18 protein-coding genes and 1 pseudogene are annotated in these 17,895 nt (G+C 49.9%); 16 read left to right on the forward strand and 3 right to left on the reverse strand.

The window, feature by feature from the left end:
• The first annotated feature begins 80 nt into the window (after positions 1–80).
• The 6 genes from LK536_RS49315 (at position 81) to LK536_RS49340 (ending at position 6,866) form a co-directional block, all read left to right on the forward strand.
• On the forward strand, positions 81–1,409 hold the full coding sequence (locus LK536_RS49315; RefSeq protein WP_227796517.1) for an enolase C-terminal domain-like protein: 1,329 nt from the start codon (positions 81–83) through the stop codon (positions 1,407–1,409).
• 41 nt (positions 1,410–1,450) lie between these two features.
• Positions 1,451–2,458 (forward strand): type 2 periplasmic-binding domain-containing protein, encoded by a 1,008-nt coding sequence (locus LK536_RS49320; RefSeq protein WP_008726459.1) that lies wholly within the window; start codon positions 1,451–1,453, stop codon positions 2,456–2,458.
• Between the two features lie 65 nt (positions 2,459–2,523).
• Positions 2,524–2,922 (forward strand): tripartite tricarboxylate transporter TctB family protein, encoded by a 399-nt coding sequence (locus LK536_RS49325; protein ID WP_008726460.1) that lies wholly within the window; start codon positions 2,524–2,526, stop codon positions 2,920–2,922.
• Positions 2,923–2,937: 15 nt separating this feature from the next.
• Entirely contained in the window at positions 2,938–4,419 is a 1,482-nt protein-coding gene (locus LK536_RS49330; protein ID WP_227796518.1) for a tripartite tricarboxylate transporter permease, read from the forward strand.
• 30 nt (positions 4,420–4,449) lie between these two features.
• Complete coding sequence (locus LK536_RS49335; protein WP_227796519.1) at positions 4,450–5,793, forward strand: enolase C-terminal domain-like protein; 1,344 nt, start codon at positions 4,450–4,452, stop codon at positions 5,791–5,793.
• A 212-nt stretch (positions 5,794–6,005) separates the two neighbouring features.
• Positions 6,006–6,866 carry an energy-coupling factor transporter ATPase gene (locus LK536_RS49340; protein ID WP_025483868.1) on the forward strand — a complete coding sequence of 287 codons (861 nt, stop codon included), beginning with the start codon at positions 6,006–6,008 and terminating at the stop codon, positions 6,864–6,866.
• Here LK536_RS49340 and LK536_RS49345 read toward each other — a convergent pair.
• Entirely contained in the window at positions 6,863–7,048 is a 186-nt protein-coding gene (locus LK536_RS49345) for a DUF6783 domain-containing protein (RefSeq protein WP_329602254.1), read from the reverse strand. The genes LK536_RS49340 and LK536_RS49345 overlap by 4 nt on opposite strands.
• Here LK536_RS49345 and LK536_RS49350 point away from each other — a divergent pair.
• The 8 genes and pseudogenes from LK536_RS49350 to LK536_RS49385 form a co-directional block, all read left to right on the forward strand.
• Positions 6,959–7,996, forward strand: a pseudogene (locus LK536_RS49350) (energy-coupling factor transporter ATPase); the annotation flags it as partial. The gene LK536_RS49345 and the pseudogene LK536_RS49350 overlap by 90 nt on opposite strands.
• Positions 7,989–8,789, forward strand: a complete 801-nt coding sequence (locus LK536_RS49355; RefSeq protein WP_120057974.1) for an energy-coupling factor transporter transmembrane component T family protein — start codon at positions 7,989–7,991, stop codon at positions 8,787–8,789. The pseudogene LK536_RS49350 and the gene LK536_RS49355, both read left to right, overlap by 8 nt.
• Positions 8,790–8,824: 35 nt before the next feature.
• Entirely contained in the window at positions 8,825–9,568 is a 744-nt protein-coding gene (gene truA / locus LK536_RS49360) for a tRNA pseudouridine(38-40) synthase TruA (RefSeq protein WP_227796521.1), read from the forward strand.
• A gap of 216 nt (positions 9,569–9,784) precedes the next feature.
• Entirely contained in the window at positions 9,785–10,213 is a 429-nt protein-coding gene (gene rplM, locus LK536_RS49365) for a 50S ribosomal protein L13 (RefSeq protein WP_008726467.1), read from the forward strand.
• 24 nt (positions 10,214–10,237) lie between these two features.
• Positions 10,238–10,630 carry a 30S ribosomal protein S9 gene (gene rpsI, locus LK536_RS49370; RefSeq protein WP_008726468.1) on the forward strand — a complete coding sequence of 131 codons (393 nt, stop codon included), beginning with the start codon at positions 10,238–10,240 and terminating at the stop codon, positions 10,628–10,630.
• A 159-nt stretch (positions 10,631–10,789) separates the two neighbouring features.
• A complete protein-coding gene (locus LK536_RS49375) occupies positions 10,790–12,043 on the forward strand; it encodes an AAA family ATPase (RefSeq protein WP_227796522.1) in 1,254 nt (417 codons plus the stop codon).
• On the forward strand, positions 12,043–12,702 hold the full coding sequence (locus tag LK536_RS49380; RefSeq protein ID WP_227796523.1) for an HNH endonuclease family protein: 660 nt from the start codon (positions 12,043–12,045) through the stop codon (positions 12,700–12,702). The genes LK536_RS49375 and LK536_RS49380 overlap by 1 nt, the downstream gene beginning before the upstream one ends.
• A gap of 66 nt (positions 12,703–12,768) precedes the next feature.
• Positions 12,769–13,782: a DUF7309 domain-containing protein gene (locus LK536_RS49385; protein ID WP_227796524.1), complete on the forward strand. Its 1,014-nt coding sequence runs from the start codon at positions 12,769–12,771 to the stop codon at positions 13,780–13,782.
• Positions 13,783–13,849: 67 nt separating this feature from the next.
• On the opposite strand, the gene LK536_RS49390 is transcribed toward LK536_RS49385, so the two are convergent.
• Positions 13,850–14,305 (reverse strand): hypothetical protein, encoded by a 456-nt coding sequence (locus LK536_RS49390; protein ID WP_008726473.1) that lies wholly within the window; start codon positions 14,303–14,305, stop codon positions 13,850–13,852.
• A 148-nt stretch (positions 14,306–14,453) separates the two neighbouring features.
• The gene (gene ymfI / locus LK536_RS49395) at positions 14,454–15,185 is read right to left on the reverse strand and encodes an elongation factor P 5-aminopentanone reductase (RefSeq protein ID WP_025483859.1); all 732 of its coding nucleotides are present in this window, start codon (positions 15,183–15,185) and stop codon (positions 14,454–14,456) included.
• 164 nt (positions 15,186–15,349) lie between these two features.
• Between ymfI and trxB the strand changes: the two genes are divergently transcribed.
• Together trxB and LK536_RS49405 are read left to right on the forward strand one after the other, a co-directional pair.
• Positions 15,350–16,267, forward strand: a complete 918-nt coding sequence (gene trxB / locus LK536_RS49400) for a thioredoxin-disulfide reductase (protein WP_227796525.1) — start codon at positions 15,350–15,352, stop codon at positions 16,265–16,267.
• 15 nt (positions 16,268–16,282) lie between these two features.
• A complete protein-coding gene (locus LK536_RS49405) occupies positions 16,283–17,776 on the forward strand; it encodes a C40 family peptidase (RefSeq protein WP_008726478.1) in 1,494 nt (497 codons plus the stop codon).
• Positions 17,777–17,895: the final 119 nt, after the last annotated feature.

Raw genomic sequence — 17,895 nt, forward strand, 5'->3', positions numbered from 1 at the left:
CAAAATGACGGTTAAGTTCTTGTTAAGCACCAAACGTATTTTAAAATAACACATATATTTTTTGCTGGGAGGTAAAGAGAATGTCACCAACAATTACTAAAATGGAAGTGTGGCCGGTAGCTGGTCAGGATTGTATGGAGCTGAACCTCAGCGGGGCCCATGCGCCGTATTTTACCAGGAACGTGGTTATCCTGTATGCGGATAACGGTGAGACAGGTGTGGGTGAGGTCCCGGGAGGACAGAAAATCACAAAGGCACTGGAAGAGTGTATCCCCCTTGTGGTGGGCACCAAGGTAGCAGAGTATAAGAGCACGCTGCTGAAAGTGAAGAAGCACCTGGATGCAAGAGGGGAAGAGGATGTGAGGGGAAACCAGACCTTTGACCTGCGTACCGGAGTCCATGTACTGACTGCGATTGAGGCTCCAAGCCTGGATCTTCTGGGCAAGCACCTGGGCGTTCCCGTGTGCGAGCTTTTAGGGGAAGGACAGCAGAGGGATAAGGTGCGTATGCTGGGCTATCTCTTCTTTGTGGGGGACAGGAATAAAACAGACCTTCCCTATGTGTCTGAACCGGATGCGGACTGCGAGTGGTACAGAATCCGCCATGAGGAAGCCCTTACGGCTGATAAGATTGTTGCATTTGCAAAGGCCACAAAGGAAAAGTACGGATTTGAGGATTTTAAATTAAAAGGCGGTGTCCTTGCCGGCAATGAGGAGATGGATGTAATCCGGGCACTGAAAGAGGAATTCCCCAATGCCAGGATTGACCTGGATCCCAACGGAGGCTGGCTCCTTGAGCAGGCAGTGGAATACGTAAAGGGAATGCAGGGCATCCTTACTTACTGCGAGGACCCATGCGGGGCAGAGGGCGTGTACTCGGGGCGTGAAATCATGAGCGAGTTCCGCCGCCGTACCGGTTTCCCCACAGCTACCAACATGATTGCAACGGACTGGAGGGAGGTTGGACATTCCCTGGAGTCACAGGCAGTGGACATCATCCTGGCAGATCCCCACTTCTGGACCATGGCCGGTTCCGTAAGGGTTGGACAGCTGTGTCATGACTTCGGTTATACCTGGGGTTCACATTCCAACAACCACTTTGACATCTCCTTGGCCATGTTCACACAGGTGGGTGCAGCCGTACCGGGTGAGTACAATGCACTGGATACCCACTGGATCTGGCAGGAAGGCCTTGAGCGCCTGACCAAGGAACCGCTTCAGATCGTGGATGGCTGTGTGGCTGTTCCTAAGAAGCCGGGACTTGGGATAGAGGTTGACATAGACCAGGTTAAGAAAGCAAACCAGATATACCTTGAGAACTGCCTGGGGGCCAGAAACGATGCCATGGGCATGCAGTACCTGATCCCGGGATGGAAGTTTGATCCAAAGCGCCCCTGTCTGGTAAGATAACGGAAGGGACCTGAAGAATATATAAAAAAGGAGAATGAGTAATGAAGAGAAGAGTATTGTGTATGTTATTGGTGTTGGCAATGGCGGTTACCTGCCTGGCAGGATGTAACAGAAAGAAATCCGTACGTGTGGTCATCGGTTCCTCATCCACCAGCGGGGACAGTTATCTGATAGCTGATACAGTGACACGTTATCTGGCAGAAGAGATGGGCTGGGATGCAAAGGTTGACCCGGTGGGCGCAGCAGAAATGTTTGAAATCCTCCGTACGGATAAGGGTAAGGGCGATACCATCGCTATCTTCCATGATATGACATATCTGGGTGTTGTTTTCGGTACATATGGTGAGGAATACGCCCTTGAGAATATGACGGTGGGACCAAGGGTGGCCCAGAACCCTGGCTGCTGCTTTGCTGCAAAGGCAGATGCCCCATACAACACGCTGGTAGAGGCTGCTGAATATTTAAAGGCGAATCCGGACGCTGAAATCCGCGTGGCCTGTGAGAATGGTTCCGTATCAACCCTGTGCTACCTGGCATACTATAACTGGGTGCTGGACAACTACGGACAGGAAGTTGCCGACCAGCTCCGTGTAATTGCTGCAGGCGTTACCTCTGAGAAACGCCAGATGTTATGGGACGGCAATGTGGATATCATCTTTGATGATTACTATGGCATCCAGCAGTATGTGGGCGTGGATGACAAGCAGCTGGCCATGAAGTGCGTGGGCCTTCTGGATGAGATTGAGGGCGCTGAAAATGCTCCTACCTATGCGGAACAGGGAATTACATTTAATGGCGAACCATTTGCACTGTCCAAGGATTTCCTTGTATATTACCCAAAGGATATTGACGCTGATTTTGCAAAGGCAGTGGATACGGCAGCTGCTAAAGTATGTGAAAACGAGAGTTTCAAGTCTGATATGGCTAAGCTGAATTACAGGGGCGCATACCTGGATTCCGCAGCTGCAAAAGACTTTATCTACAACAAGAGGACAGAGATGACACAGCTGATTGAAGCGTGTCCTGATTTCGACTACCTGACCCAGTAATAGATCCGCAAAGCAAGTAAGGCCGGGCTGGACACAGCCCGGTTTCAATTAAGGAGGGAAAGCTTGTGAAGCTTAAGATTATAAATTCAACATCGCACTGGGTCATGCCCAGGATTGTGATGGGGATTCTGGTGGTTCTTCTGGTTATCATAGGGATTCAGAGGCTGATTCATTGTAAGAAGACAGGGACACCGTTCATTCATTTAAAGAATTACCACTTCTTTAAACCCGGCTGGGATAAGGTAAAGTTTCTTGGCGGCATATTGATCTTCATCGCCTACATCTATCTGATGGAATTCCTCACATTCCTTCCGGCAAGTATCATCAGCATCTTCCTATTCAATGTCATCTTTGACAATGAGAGGACAAAGAAGAGCATGATTACATCCGGCGTCATATCGGTTGGTTTCTCGGTTTTTATCTGGCTTGTATTCGGAGTATTGTTCCGCATCACATTACCATAAAAGGAGGTTTCGATTATGTTTGGCATCATGAATATTTTAATGTCGTTCCTCGGAGTGGTAATCGGTATTATCTTCGGAGCGCTTCCGGGCATGACAGCAACCATGGCAATCGCGGTATTCCTGCCGCTCACCTATTCACTGGATCTGGGGCAGGCGCTCTGCCTTCTTCTGGGACTTTACGTAGGCGGTATCAGCGGCGGCCTTGTATCGGCCATCCTGATTAATATCCCCGGTACCCCATCCTCCATCACCACCGGTTTTGACGGCCATCCCATGGCTGCCAGGGGAGAAGGGGAGAGGGCGCTTAAGATTGGTATCACGGTGTCCCTGATCGGCGGGCTTATTTCCCTGCTGGCCCTGTTCTTCTTCACACCGCCTCTGGCCAAGCTGGCCATTAAGTTCTCTGCGGTTGAGAAGTTCTTAATCATTGTATTTGCCATGACGGTGATTGCGGCCCTTTCAAAGGGTTCCATGACAAAGGGCGTGTTTGCCGGATTCTTAGGAGTCCTGGTCACGCTGATTGGAAGGTTTTTTGACAACCAGCAGCTTCGTATGGTTCCCTCGTTCCTGACCGTGGAACTGGGAAGTGGTTTCCAGCTGCTTCCGGTGCTTATCGGACTGTTTGCCCTTTCCCAGATCCTTGAGGAAGCAGAGGCGGGCATGAAACGGAATCCCAAGATGGAAGGCGGCATTAAGGGCGGCGGCCGGAAGTTTTCCTTCTCTGATTTAAAGGGGCAGGGAATTAATACAATCCGTTCCTCGGCAATCGGGACATTTATGGGAATCCTCCCAGGCGTGGGCGGTTCTGCCGCATCCCTGCTGTCCTATTCGCAGGCCAAGAACTTCTCCAAACATCCGGACGAGTTCGGCAAAGGCTGTGTGGATGGACTGGTTGCATCTGAGGCAGCCAACAACGCGCTGACCGGCGGCGCACTGATACCGCTTCTGTCCCTGGGTATTCCCGGTGACAGCACAACGGCAGTCCTAGTAGGCGCATTCCTTTTGCAGGGCATCCAGGTAGGTCCCCTGTTCATCACCCAGAACCCGGACTTGTGGAGGGATATCCTTCTTGGCCTTGTGGTATGCAACATCATCATGTTCATCGTGATGTTCTATCCCATCAAGTATATAGCCAAGATCATCAACATTCCGAAAAACCGTCTTTACCCAGTGGTCATCCTTATGTGCGTGGTCGGCTCCTATGCAATCCGCAACGGCAACATGTTTGATGTATGGACCCTCCTGCTGTTCGGAGTCGTGGGCTTTGTCTTCAGCAAGACAGGTATCCCGGCAGCGCCCTTCCTGATCGGCTTTATACTGGGGGATGATTTTGAGAAATATTTCATTGACGTACTTAAATCTTCCGAAGGCAGTTTTGCGGCATTTTTCAACCGCCCAATCGGAAATATAATCTGGGTCCTGATTTTGATTTCACTGGCCTATGCGTATTTTGACAACAGGAGGGCAAAGAAATTAGAGGCACAGGGCAAGGCTTAAGCTGCAGGGCTATAAGGACGGAGGTAACCAATGTTGAGCAAGACACCTGTAATAACTGATATGAAGGTCATTCCCTGCGCAGGATATGACAGCATGCTTTTATCCCTGAGCGGGGCCCACAGCCCCCTGTTTACCAGGAACATCGTAATCATCACGGATAATTCCGGCAGCACGGGAATCGGCGAGGTCCATGGCGGGGACGATATAACAAAAATCCTTGAGAGCTACATCCCACTTGTGGTAGGAAAGACAATCGGTGAATATAAGAGCATCATTAGCAGTATCAGGAATAACGGATATGTCCCGGGCGGCAATGACGGCCAAGGGCTGCAGAAGCTGGACCTGAGCAACCTGAAATTCGTGGTGCATGCAGAGACGGCAGTGGAATGCGCCCTGCTGGATTTGATGGGCAAGTTCCTGGGACTGCCTGTGTGCGAACTTCTGGGGGATGGGCAGCAGAGGGATGAGGTAGTAATCCTGGGATATCTGTTCTACTGCCAGGATTACACGAAGACAGACATGGCATACCTGGATGAGAGCGGTTCCGATGACAGATGGTTCCGCCTCAGAAGGAAGACCGCCATGACCACGGACCGTATCGTAGAAAATGCATATGCCATGAAGGAACGGTATGGATTCAAGGACTTCAAGCTGAAGGGCGGCGTCCTGAACGGCTGGGAAGAGATGGAGACGGTCCGGGAGCTTAAGAAGAACTTCCCGGATGCCAGGATTAATATTGACCCCAATGGCTCCTGGACCCTGGAGCAGGCAATTGAATACTGCAGGGGAATGAAGGGAATCCTTACCTATATTGAGGATCCCTGCGGTGAGGAAAGAGGCTTCTCCGGCCGCGAAATCATGAGGGAGTTTAAAAATGCAACCGGCATCCAGGTGGCAACCAACATGATTGCAACGGACTGGCGCCAGTTCTACCATGCGGCCAGCCAGACAGCAGTGGACATTGTACTGGCAGACCCGCATTTCTGGACCATGAGCGGCTCCGTGCGCATGGGCCAGGTGTTAAATGACTGGGGCCTGACCTGGGGTTCCCATTCCAATAACCACTTTGATATTTCCCTGGCCATTTTTGCACACAGTGCCGCGGCTGCACCGGGCGGCATCACTGCGCTGGATACCCACTATGTATATCAGGACGGACAGTACCTGACAAAGAACCCCATGGAAATCCGCAACGGCGTGATTGAAATCCGCAAGGAACCAGGACTGGGCATTGAGATTGACATGGACGCGGTGATGAAGGCAAATGAGCTTTACCGCACCCTCCCTTACGGGGACCGCAATGACGCGGCGGCGATGCAGTATCTGATCCCGGGCTGGAAGTTTGACCATAAGAAGCCTTGCATGGTGAGGTAGGGAGCATTCGTGTCATACCAGGATGTAAAATGCAGGCAAAGGATGCAGATGTGAAACATACGGATTAAGGATACGGAAGGTATTGCGTTCCCCCGCTGGTTTTAGCGCCGGGAATGCAATACCTTCTATATTTATGTGCCATACTTGACTTCTATAGTATTTTCATCTACAATTGAAAAACGTAAACAATACATGGAAGCAAGGGAAAACATATGGGAATCATAAAAGCAGCCAGACTGGTCTATGAGTATATCAGGCGCGACGAGGAAGAGAATATAGAAGAAGTGAACCGGGCCATTGACGGTTTGGATGTGGATATAGAAAAGGGCGGCTTTGTGGCTGTCCTGGGACATAATGGTTCCGGCAAGTCCACCTTTGCAAAGCATATAAACGGACTCCTCATGCCCACCGATGGAACGGTGTGGGTGGGGGACATGGATACAAAGGATGAGGAACACATCTGGGATGTGCGCAAGACAGCAGGAATGGTGTTCCAGAATCCGGACAACCAGATCATCGGCAATATTGTGGAGGAGGATGTGGGCTTTGGCCCGGAAAACATCGGCGTGCCCACAGAGGAGATATGGAAGCGGGTGGAGGAAAGCCTGAAGGCGGTGGGGATGACCGCATACCGCCTCCAGTCCCCCAATAAGCTGTCAGGCGGACAGAAGCAGAGGGTGGCCATAGCAGGCGTCATGGCCATGAAGCCGGAGTGCATCATCCTGGATGAACCCACCGCCATGCTGGACCCCAATGGCCGCAGGGAGGTCATTAAGACGGTCCATGAACTGAACCGGGCCGAGGGAATCACGGTCCTGCTGATTACCCATTATATGGAAGAGGCAATTGACGCGGACCGGATCATCGTGATGGACGGGGGCAGGATCGTGATGGACGGGAAACCTGCGGAGATATTTTCCAGGGTAAAGGAACTGAAAGCCTATGGACTGGACGTGCCCCAGGTAACGGAACTGGCCTATGAGCTGAAGGAGGCAGGCATGCCGCTGCCCGATGGGATCCTCACCAGGGAACAGCTGGTAAAGGAACTTATGCCGCTTTTAAAGATGGATTAGTACCACTTTGCACAAGGCGGACTAGGGTGTGTTTGAAAATTGCTTTCCGTCAGCTGTGCGTCCCACTTCGTGGGAGATTTGGTCCCGATGAGGGAGGCGTAGCGGGCTACGTTGACCGAATTGGGACCAAATATGCCGCGAAGTGGGGCGTGCAGATGGCGGGAATGAATTTTCAAACACACCCTAGGGACACTGCAGCCATTACTGCGTTGTTAAGGAGAGAACAGATGTCAATTAAAGCAGTTGATTTGAATTTTGTATATGGCGGCGGCACGGCGTTTGAGCAGCATGCCCTGTTTGATGTGAATCTGGAGATACAGGACGGGGAATTTGTGGGACTGATCGGACATACGGGGTCTGGTAAGTCCACGCTGATCCAGCATTTGAACGGACTTATCAAGGCCAGCGCAGGACAGCTCTATTATAACGGGGAGAATATCTATGACAGCGGTTACGATATGAAGAAACTGCGGAGCAAGGTGGGGCTGGTGTTCCAGTATCCTGAGCACCAGCTGTTTGAGGTGGATGTCATGACCGATGTGTGTTTCGGGCCTAAGAACCAGGGACTTGGCAAGGAAGAGGCGGAGGCCCGGGCCAGAAAGGCGCTTGATCTGGTGGGACTGGATCCTTCCTATTATAAACAGTCCCCCTTTGAACTTTCCGGAGGACAGAAGCGCCGTGTGGCCATTGCAGGTGTGCTGGCCATGGAGCCGGAGGTGCTGATCCTTGACGAACCCACGGCCGGGCTGGATCCAAGGGGCCGGGATGAAATCCTGGACCAGATAGACCATCTTCACAGGGAGCGGGGCATGACCATCATCCTGGTGTCCCACAGCATGGAGGACGTGGCCAGATATGCGGACCGGCTGATTGTGATGAACCACGGACAGAAGGTATATGACGGTACGCCAAAGGAAGTGTTCCGCCATTACAGGGAGCTGGAGGCAATCGGCCTGGCGGCGCCCCAGATTACCTACCTGGTCCATGACCTGAGGGACAAGGGAGTGGGGATTGACGGGGACATTACCACGGTGGAAGAGGCCAGGGAAGCAATCCTGGCACAGTGGCGTAAAACAGCAGGCGCCGTGGGAAGTAAATTAACAGAAAGCAGCAGGGATAAAGATGTTTAGAGAGATTACATTGGGACAATATTACCCGGTCGATTCCGTGGTCCACAGGCTGGACCCCAGGACCAAGCTTTTTGGCACCATGGTATTTATTGCATCCCTGTTCATTGCGGATAATATCTGGGGATATGTGATTGCCACCGTTGTACTGGCAGCTGCCATTAAGATTACAAAGGTGCCTTTCCGCTTTATTGTCAGGGGCCTGAAGGCAATCATGATCCTTCTGGTAATCAGCGTCAGCTTCAATCTGTTCCTGACAGACGGCCATGTCCTTGCCAGGTTATGGATATTTAAGATAACGGCAGAGGGACTGCGCCTTGCCTTCTTCATGGGGGTAAGGCTTGTCTACCTTGTAATCGGTTCCTCCCTCATGACCCTGACCACCACGCCCAACCAGCTGACGGACGGACTGGAAAAGGGGCTGGGTTTTCTGAACCGGGTAAATGTTCCCGTGCACGAGGTTTCAATGATGATGTCCATTGCCCTCCGGTTCATCCCTATCCTGGTGGAGGAGACGGATAAGATCATGAAGGCACAGATGGCCAGGGGAGCTGATTTTGACACGGGCAACCTGATTCAGAAGGCCAAGGCAATGGTGCCGCTCCTGGTTCCTTTATTCATATCGGCCTTCCGCAGGGCAACGGACCTTGCCATGGCCATGGAGGCGCGCTGTTACAGGGGCGGGGAAGGGCGGACCAAGATGAAACCGCTGCAGTACAGGCAGGCGGACCATGATGCTTATATGATATTTGCCCTGTATCTGGTGGTAATGATTGCGGCCAGGGTTTACCTGTAAGCCGCAGGAATCGAAGACGGAAGGAAGAAGAACCCATGAAGCGAGTACGCCTTGTGGTTGCCTATGATGGAACCCATTATCACGGATGGCAGATACAGCCGGGAAAAGTAACCATAGAGTCCAGGTTAAATGAGACCCTCACCAGCCTTCTGGGGGAGCCGGTACAGGTCATCGGGGCCAGCCGTACGGATTCCGGCGTCCACGCCAGGGGCAATGTGGCTGTATTCGACACCAGCCACCGCATGCCTGCGGACCGGATATGCATGGCGCTGAACCAGCGTCTGCCCGAGGATATAAGGGTGCAGTCGTCAGAGGAAGTGGACCCTGACTGGCATCCAAGAAAATGCAGATGTGTCAAGACATATGAATACAGGATATTAAACCGCAGGATTGAGATGCCCATGCAGCGCTTTTACTCCCATTTCTGCTATTTTAACCTGGACCTGGAGAAGATGCAAAAGGCCGCAGGACTGCTGGTAGGGGAGCATGATTTTAAAAGCTTCTGCAGTGTCAGGACCCAGGTGACGGATACGGTGCGGACCATTTACAGCATTGAGGTAAAGCGGGATGAGGAGGACATGATCGGTATCCGCGTTACAGGCAACGGTTTCCTGTACAACATGGTGCGCATCATCGCAGGCACCCTGATGGCGGTGGGCATGGGACAGATTGCACCGGAGGAGATGGGGGCCATATTGGAGGCCAGGGACAGAAGGGCGGCAGGGCCTACGGCGCCGGCCAGGGGTCTGACGCTGATCCGGATGGAATACGATGGATAAAGTACGTTTTTACGTCATTTTTCCCGATTAAGTGGTTGACATCCGCGAAAGTATATTATATAATATAAAACTGTGACATTATTAGCAGAGAATACTCATCCAAAGCCCCGGAGTGAGTATTTGTAGATAAATACTTCCCATATTTATCATGCAAAAAGCGGGCATCCGTTGGATGTCAGGTGTATAACAAGATTGAGATTAACAGGAGGTTAACCAATGAAGAGTTTTATGGCTAGTCCAGCGACAATTGAAAGAAAATGGTACGTAGTTGATGCTACAGGATATACATTAGGACGCTTATCTTCCGAGATAGCAAAGGTTTTAAGAGGTAAGAATAAGCCGATTTTCACACCACACATGGACTGCGGCGATTATGTAATCGTTGTAAACGCAGACCAGATCAAGGTTACCGGCAAGAAGCTGGATCAGAAGATTTATTACAACCATTCTGATTACGTAGGCGGTATGAGAGAAACCACCCTGCGTGAGATGATGGCTAAGAAGCCTGAAAGGGTAATAGAGTTAGCAGTAAAGGGTATGCTTCCAAAGGGACCTCTGGGAAGAAGCATGTTTAAAAAGCTTCACGTATATGCAGGCCCAGACCATGAGCAGGCAGCACAGAAACCAGAAGTTTTAACATTTTAATGAGGATTGGAGGAAGAAAGTATCATGGCTAACGCAAAATTTTATGGAACAGGCAGAAGGAAAAAATCCATCGCCAGAGTATATTTAGTACCGGGTACAGGCAAGGTTACAATCAACAAGAGAGATATCGATGAGTATCTTGGTCTTGAGACTTTAAAAGTAATTGTACGTCAGCCTTTAGTTGCAACTGAGACCACTGACAAATTCGACGTACAGGTTAACGTCCGCGGCGGCGGCACAACAGGACAGGCCGGTGCAATCCGTCACGGCATCTCCAGGGCCCTTCTTCAGGCAGACGCTGACTTCAGGCCGGTTCTGAAGAAAGCCGGTTTCTTAACAAGAGACCCAAGAATGAAAGAAAGAAAGAAGTACGGCTTAAAGGCTGCACGTCGTGCTCCACAGTTCTCCAAGCGTTAATCTCGTTTTGGGACAGAATATGGCAGGACAAAACCTTCCAGGGGGATTCCCTGGGAGGTTTTTTTGTGGTATGATGGATGAAAAGGCGGACAAAAATCATCTCGAAAACCTGATTACCAGGAGATTCCGGGAGTGCACTGATATTTTAAGGAGGGAACAGTGAATCAACTATTTATTTCAGCTTTGACAATAGAGAAGGTCCGGCATTTGGAGGATATCCGCATTCCATTGTCTAAAGACAGAATGAAGCATCTGATATTTACCGGAAGGAATGGGAGCGGTAAAACCAGTGTTTTGGATGCCATGGCAGGATTTTTGAATGCGGTATCTACAACCAATGACCCTATGGAAGCGCAAGAGTATTTAAATAAAGGTATAGATAATCTGGAATTCTGCATTAAAAATGGAAAATCCGATAATGAAATTGCAGATATAAGGAAACGCATAGAGCATTATAAGCTAAGGATAGAACAGGCAAAGCAAGGAATCAATATGCAATTGAATTATCCATTGAATAAGATGCGCAGTATGTATGAAGCTGGTGGATATATCACTGCCTATTATAGGGCAGACCGTATATTCCGCACTGAGATTCCAAGACATGTAGAAAAGGTGGAATTGAAGGAATACTATTCAATTTCAGATACGCCACGCCAGGATTTTGTTAAATATCTGCTGGATTTAAAGATGACCCAGGCTCTGGCGGCAACGGGAGGTAAGACGGAAAAGGCCGATGTAATCAAGACCTGGTTTAATAAATTTGAGGATTTGTTAGGCAGGATTTTTGAAGATGGCTCCTTAAAGCTGAACTTTGATGAAGATACCTTTCAATTTACGATTTGTGAAACAGGTAAGGAACCCTTTGATTTTAACAGCCTTTCCAGTGGATATGCAGCGGTTTTGGATATCATTGTTGATATTATCATCCGTATGGAAAAGCGGACCGGCAGAAGCTTTAAATTCGAAATGCCGGGAATTGTCCTCATTGATGAAATTGAGACCCACCTTCATCTGGAATTGCAGAAGAGGATTCTGGATTTATTGACAACCATATTTCCCAATATACAGTTTATTGTTTCGACCCATTCTCCATTTATTTTAAATAGTCTGGAGAATGTGGTGATTTATGATTTGGAAAACCATCTGCTGGTGGAAGATGGCTTAACAGATGTGCCCTATGATGGAATTGTTGAGGGATATTTTAATGTGGATAAGATGTCCGCTATGTTAAGGGAAAAGTATGAAAGATATAAAATGCTGGTGAGAAAGAAAAATCTTTCCGATGAAGATATTGCTGAGATTGCTAAATTGGAAATATTCTTAGATGAAATACCGGATTATCTGGCCTTAAATATATCAACAGAGTATAAAGGTTTAAAATTAGACTTCGAAAGCCGGGAGGATTTATTGTAATGGTAAAGATAGAACGCAGTTATCCCGCGCCGGAATCATTGTTAAAGGAGGCTGCGAAGATTAATGGAAGTTATGCCAAACCCGATGTGGTAGAAAGGCTGAAACGTGATTTTCATAACAAATGCTATATTTGTGAAATGAAGGAGTTACAGGACCCACAGATAGAGCATCTGCTTCCCCATAAGGATGGCAGATATAAGGAAAGAAAATTCGATTGGGAAAATCTCTTCTGGGCATGTGGACATTGTAATGGTGTAAAAAACCAAAGTAAGTATGATGACGGTATATTAGACTGCTGTAAAAGGAATCCGGAGGAAGCCATTATCTTTGGTCTGAAAGAGGATAATGTCTCAGTCATTCCCAAAAATCAGGAAGACCCTGAAGCCGGGTTGACTGCCCGGCTTGTGGAAGAAGTATTTAATATGAGAAATACAGGGATGCGTATATACAAAAGTGAAATGCGGTTAAGGGCATTACAGGAAGAAATGAATGTTTTGTATACAAAATTGAATGCTCACGCAGAGAAACCTGAATCCAAACAGATTATGCGGACATTACAGGTACTGCTGAAAAAGGAAATGCCATTTGCCGGGTTTAAACGGCATTATGTCAGGGAGAGGCTGGATGTTTTTCCGGAGTTATCTGAGTATGTCGTATAGTATCAGATGTATTAATATTGATTTATCAATAAGTGCATAAGTATAGGCGGATCCGGAGGAAATACAATGCGAAAAGAAGCGTCCATACAGGAGTGGAAGGATTTATACCAGGCTGCCACTAAAATTAAGGAACTTAAACCATGGGAACATTTCTGGGACATGGATCTGATTGGGATTCAGGAAGGAAATGAGGAGGATACCGTATTTTTCAGCGTTCTTGGCAGAGGGGGAGGCTGCTACGGCCTTGTTGCCTATGAAGGATATGAGGGGCTCAATGACTTCCTGATGCTGACCATGTCCGAATCAATGAATCTTTCCATGGAATACGCCATGTTCAGCCAGCACAACCTTACCTGCTACTGGGGGAACAGGGATGAACTGTCAGGGAAACAGAGGGAAATCATAAAGGAGCTAGGCTATAAATACCGGGGAAAGAACCAGTGGCTTTATTTCATGTCTTACTGTGCAGGATACTATCCATACAATTATGATCAGGACGAGGTACAAAGAATGACCAGGTATCTTGGACGGCTGGCAGATGCGCTGGAATATTACCAGGCCCATGATATGGATGGGGATTTTGAAAATGCCAATATGTATTTATACTCTTATGACAGGAAGATGGGGCAATGGGGTGGACAGATACAGGGACTTCCATTTACCATGTACCGGTTCAATAACCTGATTATCACGGATGATAAGCTGATGGAAGAGCTTTCCCGGGCGCCCAGGAACCAATATATCCTGGAGGCTGATATATCATATTTAGGCACCCAGGTCAGTGATAAAATGTATGAGCGCCCTGCCAATCCGCCTTTGTGTCTGATTGTGGAGGCTGCGTCGGAGATGATCCTAAAAGCGGATATGCTGGATCCGGAGGAGGACCCCAATGTGGCGCTGGCAGAGAATTTAATCGGTTTTATCATGGAACACGGAGCCCCAAAGGAAATACGGGTCACCAATGTGATAATGGAGGCAGTGCTTGAACATCTCTGTGAAGCAGCCGGAATCAGGCTGAGAAGGGTGAAACACCTGGCCGGGCTGGATGGTCTCAGGGAAGGGATGGCCCGGTTCATGTAAAAATAAAAATACCCCTGGGCACTGACAGGCCACAGGGGTATTTTTGGTTGTGTGATGATGCAATCTATTAACGTACCCCGAATTTGGTACCGCGTCTGATTGTGCCGTTACTGTTCCATTCCGTGTAGACGTATGGGCCGCCATCGGTGGTTCCGTTCTCAGTAAATTCGTGGGAGCTGCCGTTTAAGGTGCGGTTGCCGGTCTGAAGCTTCAGGCTGTTGTTGTCAAAATAGTAGACATTGCCATTGATTTTCATCAGGCCGCCCTGAAGTTCGCCGGTATCAGCCGCATAATACCATGTCCCGTCTTTCTGGATCCATCCGGTCCTCATGATCTGGTCAGCGCCAAAGAAGAACCAGTGGTTCTTATAGTTGACCCAGTTGTTGGTGCAGTAGTCACCGGAGCCCCACTGATATTTCATACCCTGTGATGTGCTTACGAAACCAGCTGCAAATGATGTCATAGCGCTTCCTGCTGCCAGGGCCAGGGTCAGGGCAGCTGTTGCTAAATATTTCTTTCTCATGAAAATTCCCTCCTTGCAAAACCTATTAAATGTATTTGTTTTCGATAGCTGAATTCTACACCCTGGAGTTGCTCCAAGGTCAATACAGTTAATGTATTTGTAAGGAAAATGGAAATTTAACGTAACTTTGTAAAAGCCTGTAAAACAGCTAGATCCAACCGCCGTCCAGCCCTATGACCTGGCCTGTAAGGTAGGATTCCTTATAGCCGAGATGGTATACCAGGTCGGCCACCTCCTCTGCCTTCCCAAGCCTTCCTGAGGGAATCTCCTCCACCAGGGAGATGAGTTCGTCCTCCTCCATCCACTGGTTCATCTCCGTGTCAATGGCCCCGCAGGCCACTGCGTTTACCTGTATGTTGCTGGGGGCCAGCTCCTTGGCCAATGCCCTGGTAAGCGCGTTAATGCCGCCTTTGGTGGCTGAATAAGCCGTCTCACAGGACGCTCCCACCACACCCCATACAGAGGAGATGTTGATGATCTTGCCCTGCTTCTGCTGGAGCATATAGGGAATGGCCAGCTTGCAGCAGTTGAATACAGAGGTCAGGTTGGTGCAGAGCATCCGTTCCCAGTCCTGGGAAGACATGTCCTGTAATAGTCCTATATAGGAAATGCCGGCATTATTCACCAGCACGTCGATGCCCCCGAACTGGGTCCTGATTTTCCCGAACAGCTCCTCGCAGCACTGCATGTTACCCATATCGCCCTTATAAGCAAGGCAGGGGACCTGGAATCCTTCAATCTCCTTCTGGGTCTGTAAGAGCCTGTCTTCCCTGTGGACGCAGCTGATGGCTACGTTGTAGCCCTTTTTGGCAAATTTGACCGCAATGGCCTTTCCGATGCCCCGGGATGCCCCGGTGACAAGTACTGTTTTACGTGGCATATAGACACACATCCTTTCTGTCATACACTGTATCTATATTTTATCACATCCTTCCTACAATTGTAAGAAATTGAATTGTAATATGTTAAATATCTGTGATATAATAATTACAAATCGGTCAAAATACTAAAATAATGAAACTTAGATAAGGAAAAGGTAGAGACATGGAACATATTTATGATTTGGTAATCATCGGCTCGGGTCCGGCGGGACTTGCCGCAGCAGTCTATGCCCAGAGGGCAAGGCTTGATACACTTGTGATTGAGAAGGCCATGGTCAGCGGAGGCCAGGTGCTCACCACCTACGAGGTGGACAATTATCCCGGTCTGCCCGGTATCGGCGGATACGACCTGGGACTTAAGTTCCGGGAGCATGCGGACCAGCTGGGAGCCGCCTTTGCAGAGGATGATGTGGTAAGGATTGAGGACCAGGGGAAAATTAAGCGGGTGGTATGCGGACATGAGACCTATGAAGCCAGGACCCTCATACTTGCCACAGGAGCTGTCCACAGGAAGCTTGGCATACCTGGCGAGGAGGAACTGGCAGGGGCGGGTGTGTCCTACTGTGCAACCTGCGACGGGGCATTTTTCCGCAACAAGGTAACTGCTGTCATTGGCGGCGGGGACGTGGCTGTGGAGGATGCAATCTTCCTGGCCCGCATGTGCAGTAAGGTGTACCTGATTCACAGAAGGCATGAGCTGAGGGCCGCCAAGAGCCTTCAGGAGACAATCCTTGGCCTTGAGAACGTGGAAGTGGTTTGGGATACGGTTGCGGATTGCATCAACGGCGAGGGCATGGTAAAGAGCCTGTCCGTAACCAATGTGAAGACCGGGGAGAAGACGGACCTGGATGTCCAGGGCGTGTTCATCGCGGTGGGCATTTCCCCGGAGAGCAAGGCCTTTGAGGGGATTGTGGACATGGACCACGGATATATCAAGGCCGGAGAAGACGGAGTGACATCTGTTCCCGGTATCTTTGCGGCCGGGGATGTGAGGACCAAACCCCTGCGTCAGATCATTACAGCGGCGGCGGACGGCGCCAATGCAGTTACCAGTGTGGAACGGTACCTGATAGAGAACTAGGGGGTTGCAGAGCAGATGAAGAAGTGGAAGAGAATACTGGCTGTCAGCGGTCTGTGCAGCTGCGCATTTGCAGCGCCTGCCCTGGCATCCACCAATCTGGAGACCGGTTCTTCCCTTGCAGGTATCTCCGTGGCGCTGAATAATTTCTATGCAGGCAACACGGAGCCTGAAAAGCAGTTGGCGTCCATCTATTCTGATATGGAAACCAGGACTGCGAAGAATCAGGGGAGCGGTTCTGGCAGTAATAAAGGTGCGTCTTCTGGTAATGGTTCGGCTTCTTCAGGTTCAGGAACCCAGGCGGCCGCACAGACACAGGCAGCACCCAAGGAAACCAAGGCGGCAAAACCCAAGTCATCTCCATATGATAACATAGCTGTCTCCAAGGTCAATGGATCCGTGAACATCAGAACCGATGCCAATACCAGCAGCGGTGTTGCGGGTAAGATATACAACGATTCAGCGGCAACCATCCTGGGTACCGTGGATGGAGAGGGCGGCAAGTGGTATAAGATACAGTCCGGTTCCGTTACCGGCTACATAAAGGCAGAGTATTTTGTGACAGGTGAGCAGGCAGAGGCAAAGGCCAGACAGGTGGGGACCACCTACGGTACGATTGTGGGTACGCCCAGCCTGCGTCTGCGGGATACCCCTAACCTGGAGGGCAAGACCCTGACCCTTCTCTCTGAGGGCGCCCATTATGTGGTTACGGGAGAAGAAGGGGACTTCCTGAAGGTTTCCGTGGACTCGGACCTGGAAGGATATGTGTTCAAGGAATATATGAAGACCAGCGTGGAGTTTAACAAGGCCGTGTCCGTGGAAGAGGAGAAGGCTAAGGAAGCAGAGGAGGCCAAGCGCAAGGAGGAGGCTGAAAAGGCCCTGAAGGCCCTGGAAGACGCTAAGAAGAAAGACTCTGAGAAAAAGACTACTGCAGCTTCCACAAAGGCTGAGAAGACCACGGAAGCGCCTACCACTGCAGCGCCTAAGAAGGAAGAGGGCAAGCCCACGGATCCTGTGATCCAGACCATTGCAGCCAATCCGGAGAATGGAAAGGATGCCACGGTGGCAGCGCCCACAACCCAGAAGGAAACAGAGGGAAGCCAGTCCAAGGGACCAGGAGGCGGCGGAAGTCCTTCCTCAGAGGTGGTATCGGCCACCAGGAATGCGGTGGTGGCGTATGCCAAGCAGTTCTTAGGCAATCCATATGTGTACGGAGGGACAAGCCTTACAAGCGGCGCGGACTGTTCCGGATTTACCCAGAGCGTATTCGCCCATTTCGGTATAAGTACGGGCAGGAGTTCCAGGGACCAGGCGGCCAGGGGAAAGGTGATTCCTGTGAGCGATGTAAAGCCGGGCGACCTGCTGTTCTACGCCAGCGGCGATTATATCAACCATGTGGCCATATACATAGGAGGCGGTCAGATCATCCACTCCAGTACTCCTGCGACCGGTATCTGCATTGCGCCTTCCAATTACAGGACGCCATGCAAGGCTGTTACATTCCTGGATTAGGGAAGTGCGGGGGCCGGGATATGGAGCTGGTACATAAAGATGGTATTGATTGACAGATTACCCACAGATAAAAGGGATCATGCACGGTTTACGGTGCATGGTCCCTTTTTAGGTCCGGC

The organism is Clostridium pacaense (assembly GCF_020709765.2).
GTDB classification, from domain to species: domain Bacteria; phylum Bacillota; class Clostridia; order Lachnospirales; family Lachnospiraceae; genus Enterocloster; species Enterocloster hominis.

What these genes read in the sequence shown, in the direction of transcription:
- LK536_RS49315 (WP_227796517.1), top strand. Translation starts at nt 81, where the DNA reads ATGTCACCAACAATTACTAAAATGGAAGTGTGGCCGGTAGCTGGTCAG.
- LK536_RS49320 (WP_008726459.1), top strand. Translation starts at nt 1,451, where the DNA reads ATGAAGAGAAGAGTATTGTGTATGTTATTGGTGTTGGCAATGGCGGTT.
- LK536_RS49330 (WP_227796518.1), top strand. Translation starts at nt 2,938, where the DNA reads ATGTTTGGCATCATGAATATTTTAATGTCGTTCCTCGGAGTGGTAATC.
- LK536_RS49335 (WP_227796519.1), top strand. Translation starts at nt 4,450, where the DNA reads ATGTTGAGCAAGACACCTGTAATAACTGATATGAAGGTCATTCCCTGC.
- LK536_RS49340 (WP_025483868.1), top strand. Translation starts at nt 6,006, where the DNA reads ATGGGAATCATAAAAGCAGCCAGACTGGTCTATGAGTATATCAGGCGC.
- LK536_RS49355 (WP_120057974.1), top strand. Translation starts at nt 7,989, where the DNA reads ATGTTTAGAGAGATTACATTGGGACAATATTACCCGGTCGATTCCGTG.
- truA (WP_227796521.1), top strand. Translation starts at nt 8,825, where the DNA reads ATGAAGCGAGTACGCCTTGTGGTTGCCTATGATGGAACCCATTATCAC.
- rplM (WP_008726467.1), top strand. Translation starts at nt 9,785, where the DNA reads ATGAAGAGTTTTATGGCTAGTCCAGCGACAATTGAAAGAAAATGGTAC.
- rpsI (WP_008726468.1), top strand. Translation starts at nt 10,238, where the DNA reads ATGGCTAACGCAAAATTTTATGGAACAGGCAGAAGGAAAAAATCCATC.
- LK536_RS49380 (WP_227796523.1), top strand. Translation starts at nt 12,043, where the DNA reads ATGGTAAAGATAGAACGCAGTTATCCCGCGCCGGAATCATTGTTAAAG.
- LK536_RS49385 (WP_227796524.1), top strand. Translation starts at nt 12,769, where the DNA reads ATGCGAAAAGAAGCGTCCATACAGGAGTGGAAGGATTTATACCAGGCT.
- LK536_RS49390 (WP_008726473.1), bottom strand. Translation starts at nt 14,305, where the DNA reads ATGAGAAAGAAATATTTAGCAACAGCTGCCCTGACCCTGGCCCTGGCA.
- ymfI (WP_025483859.1), bottom strand. Translation starts at nt 15,185, where the DNA reads ATGCCACGTAAAACAGTACTTGTCACCGGGGCATCCCGGGGCATCGGA.
- trxB (WP_227796525.1), top strand. Translation starts at nt 15,350, where the DNA reads ATGGAACATATTTATGATTTGGTAATCATCGGCTCGGGTCCGGCGGGA.
- LK536_RS49405 (WP_008726478.1), top strand. Translation starts at nt 16,283, where the DNA reads ATGAAGAAGTGGAAGAGAATACTGGCTGTCAGCGGTCTGTGCAGCTGC.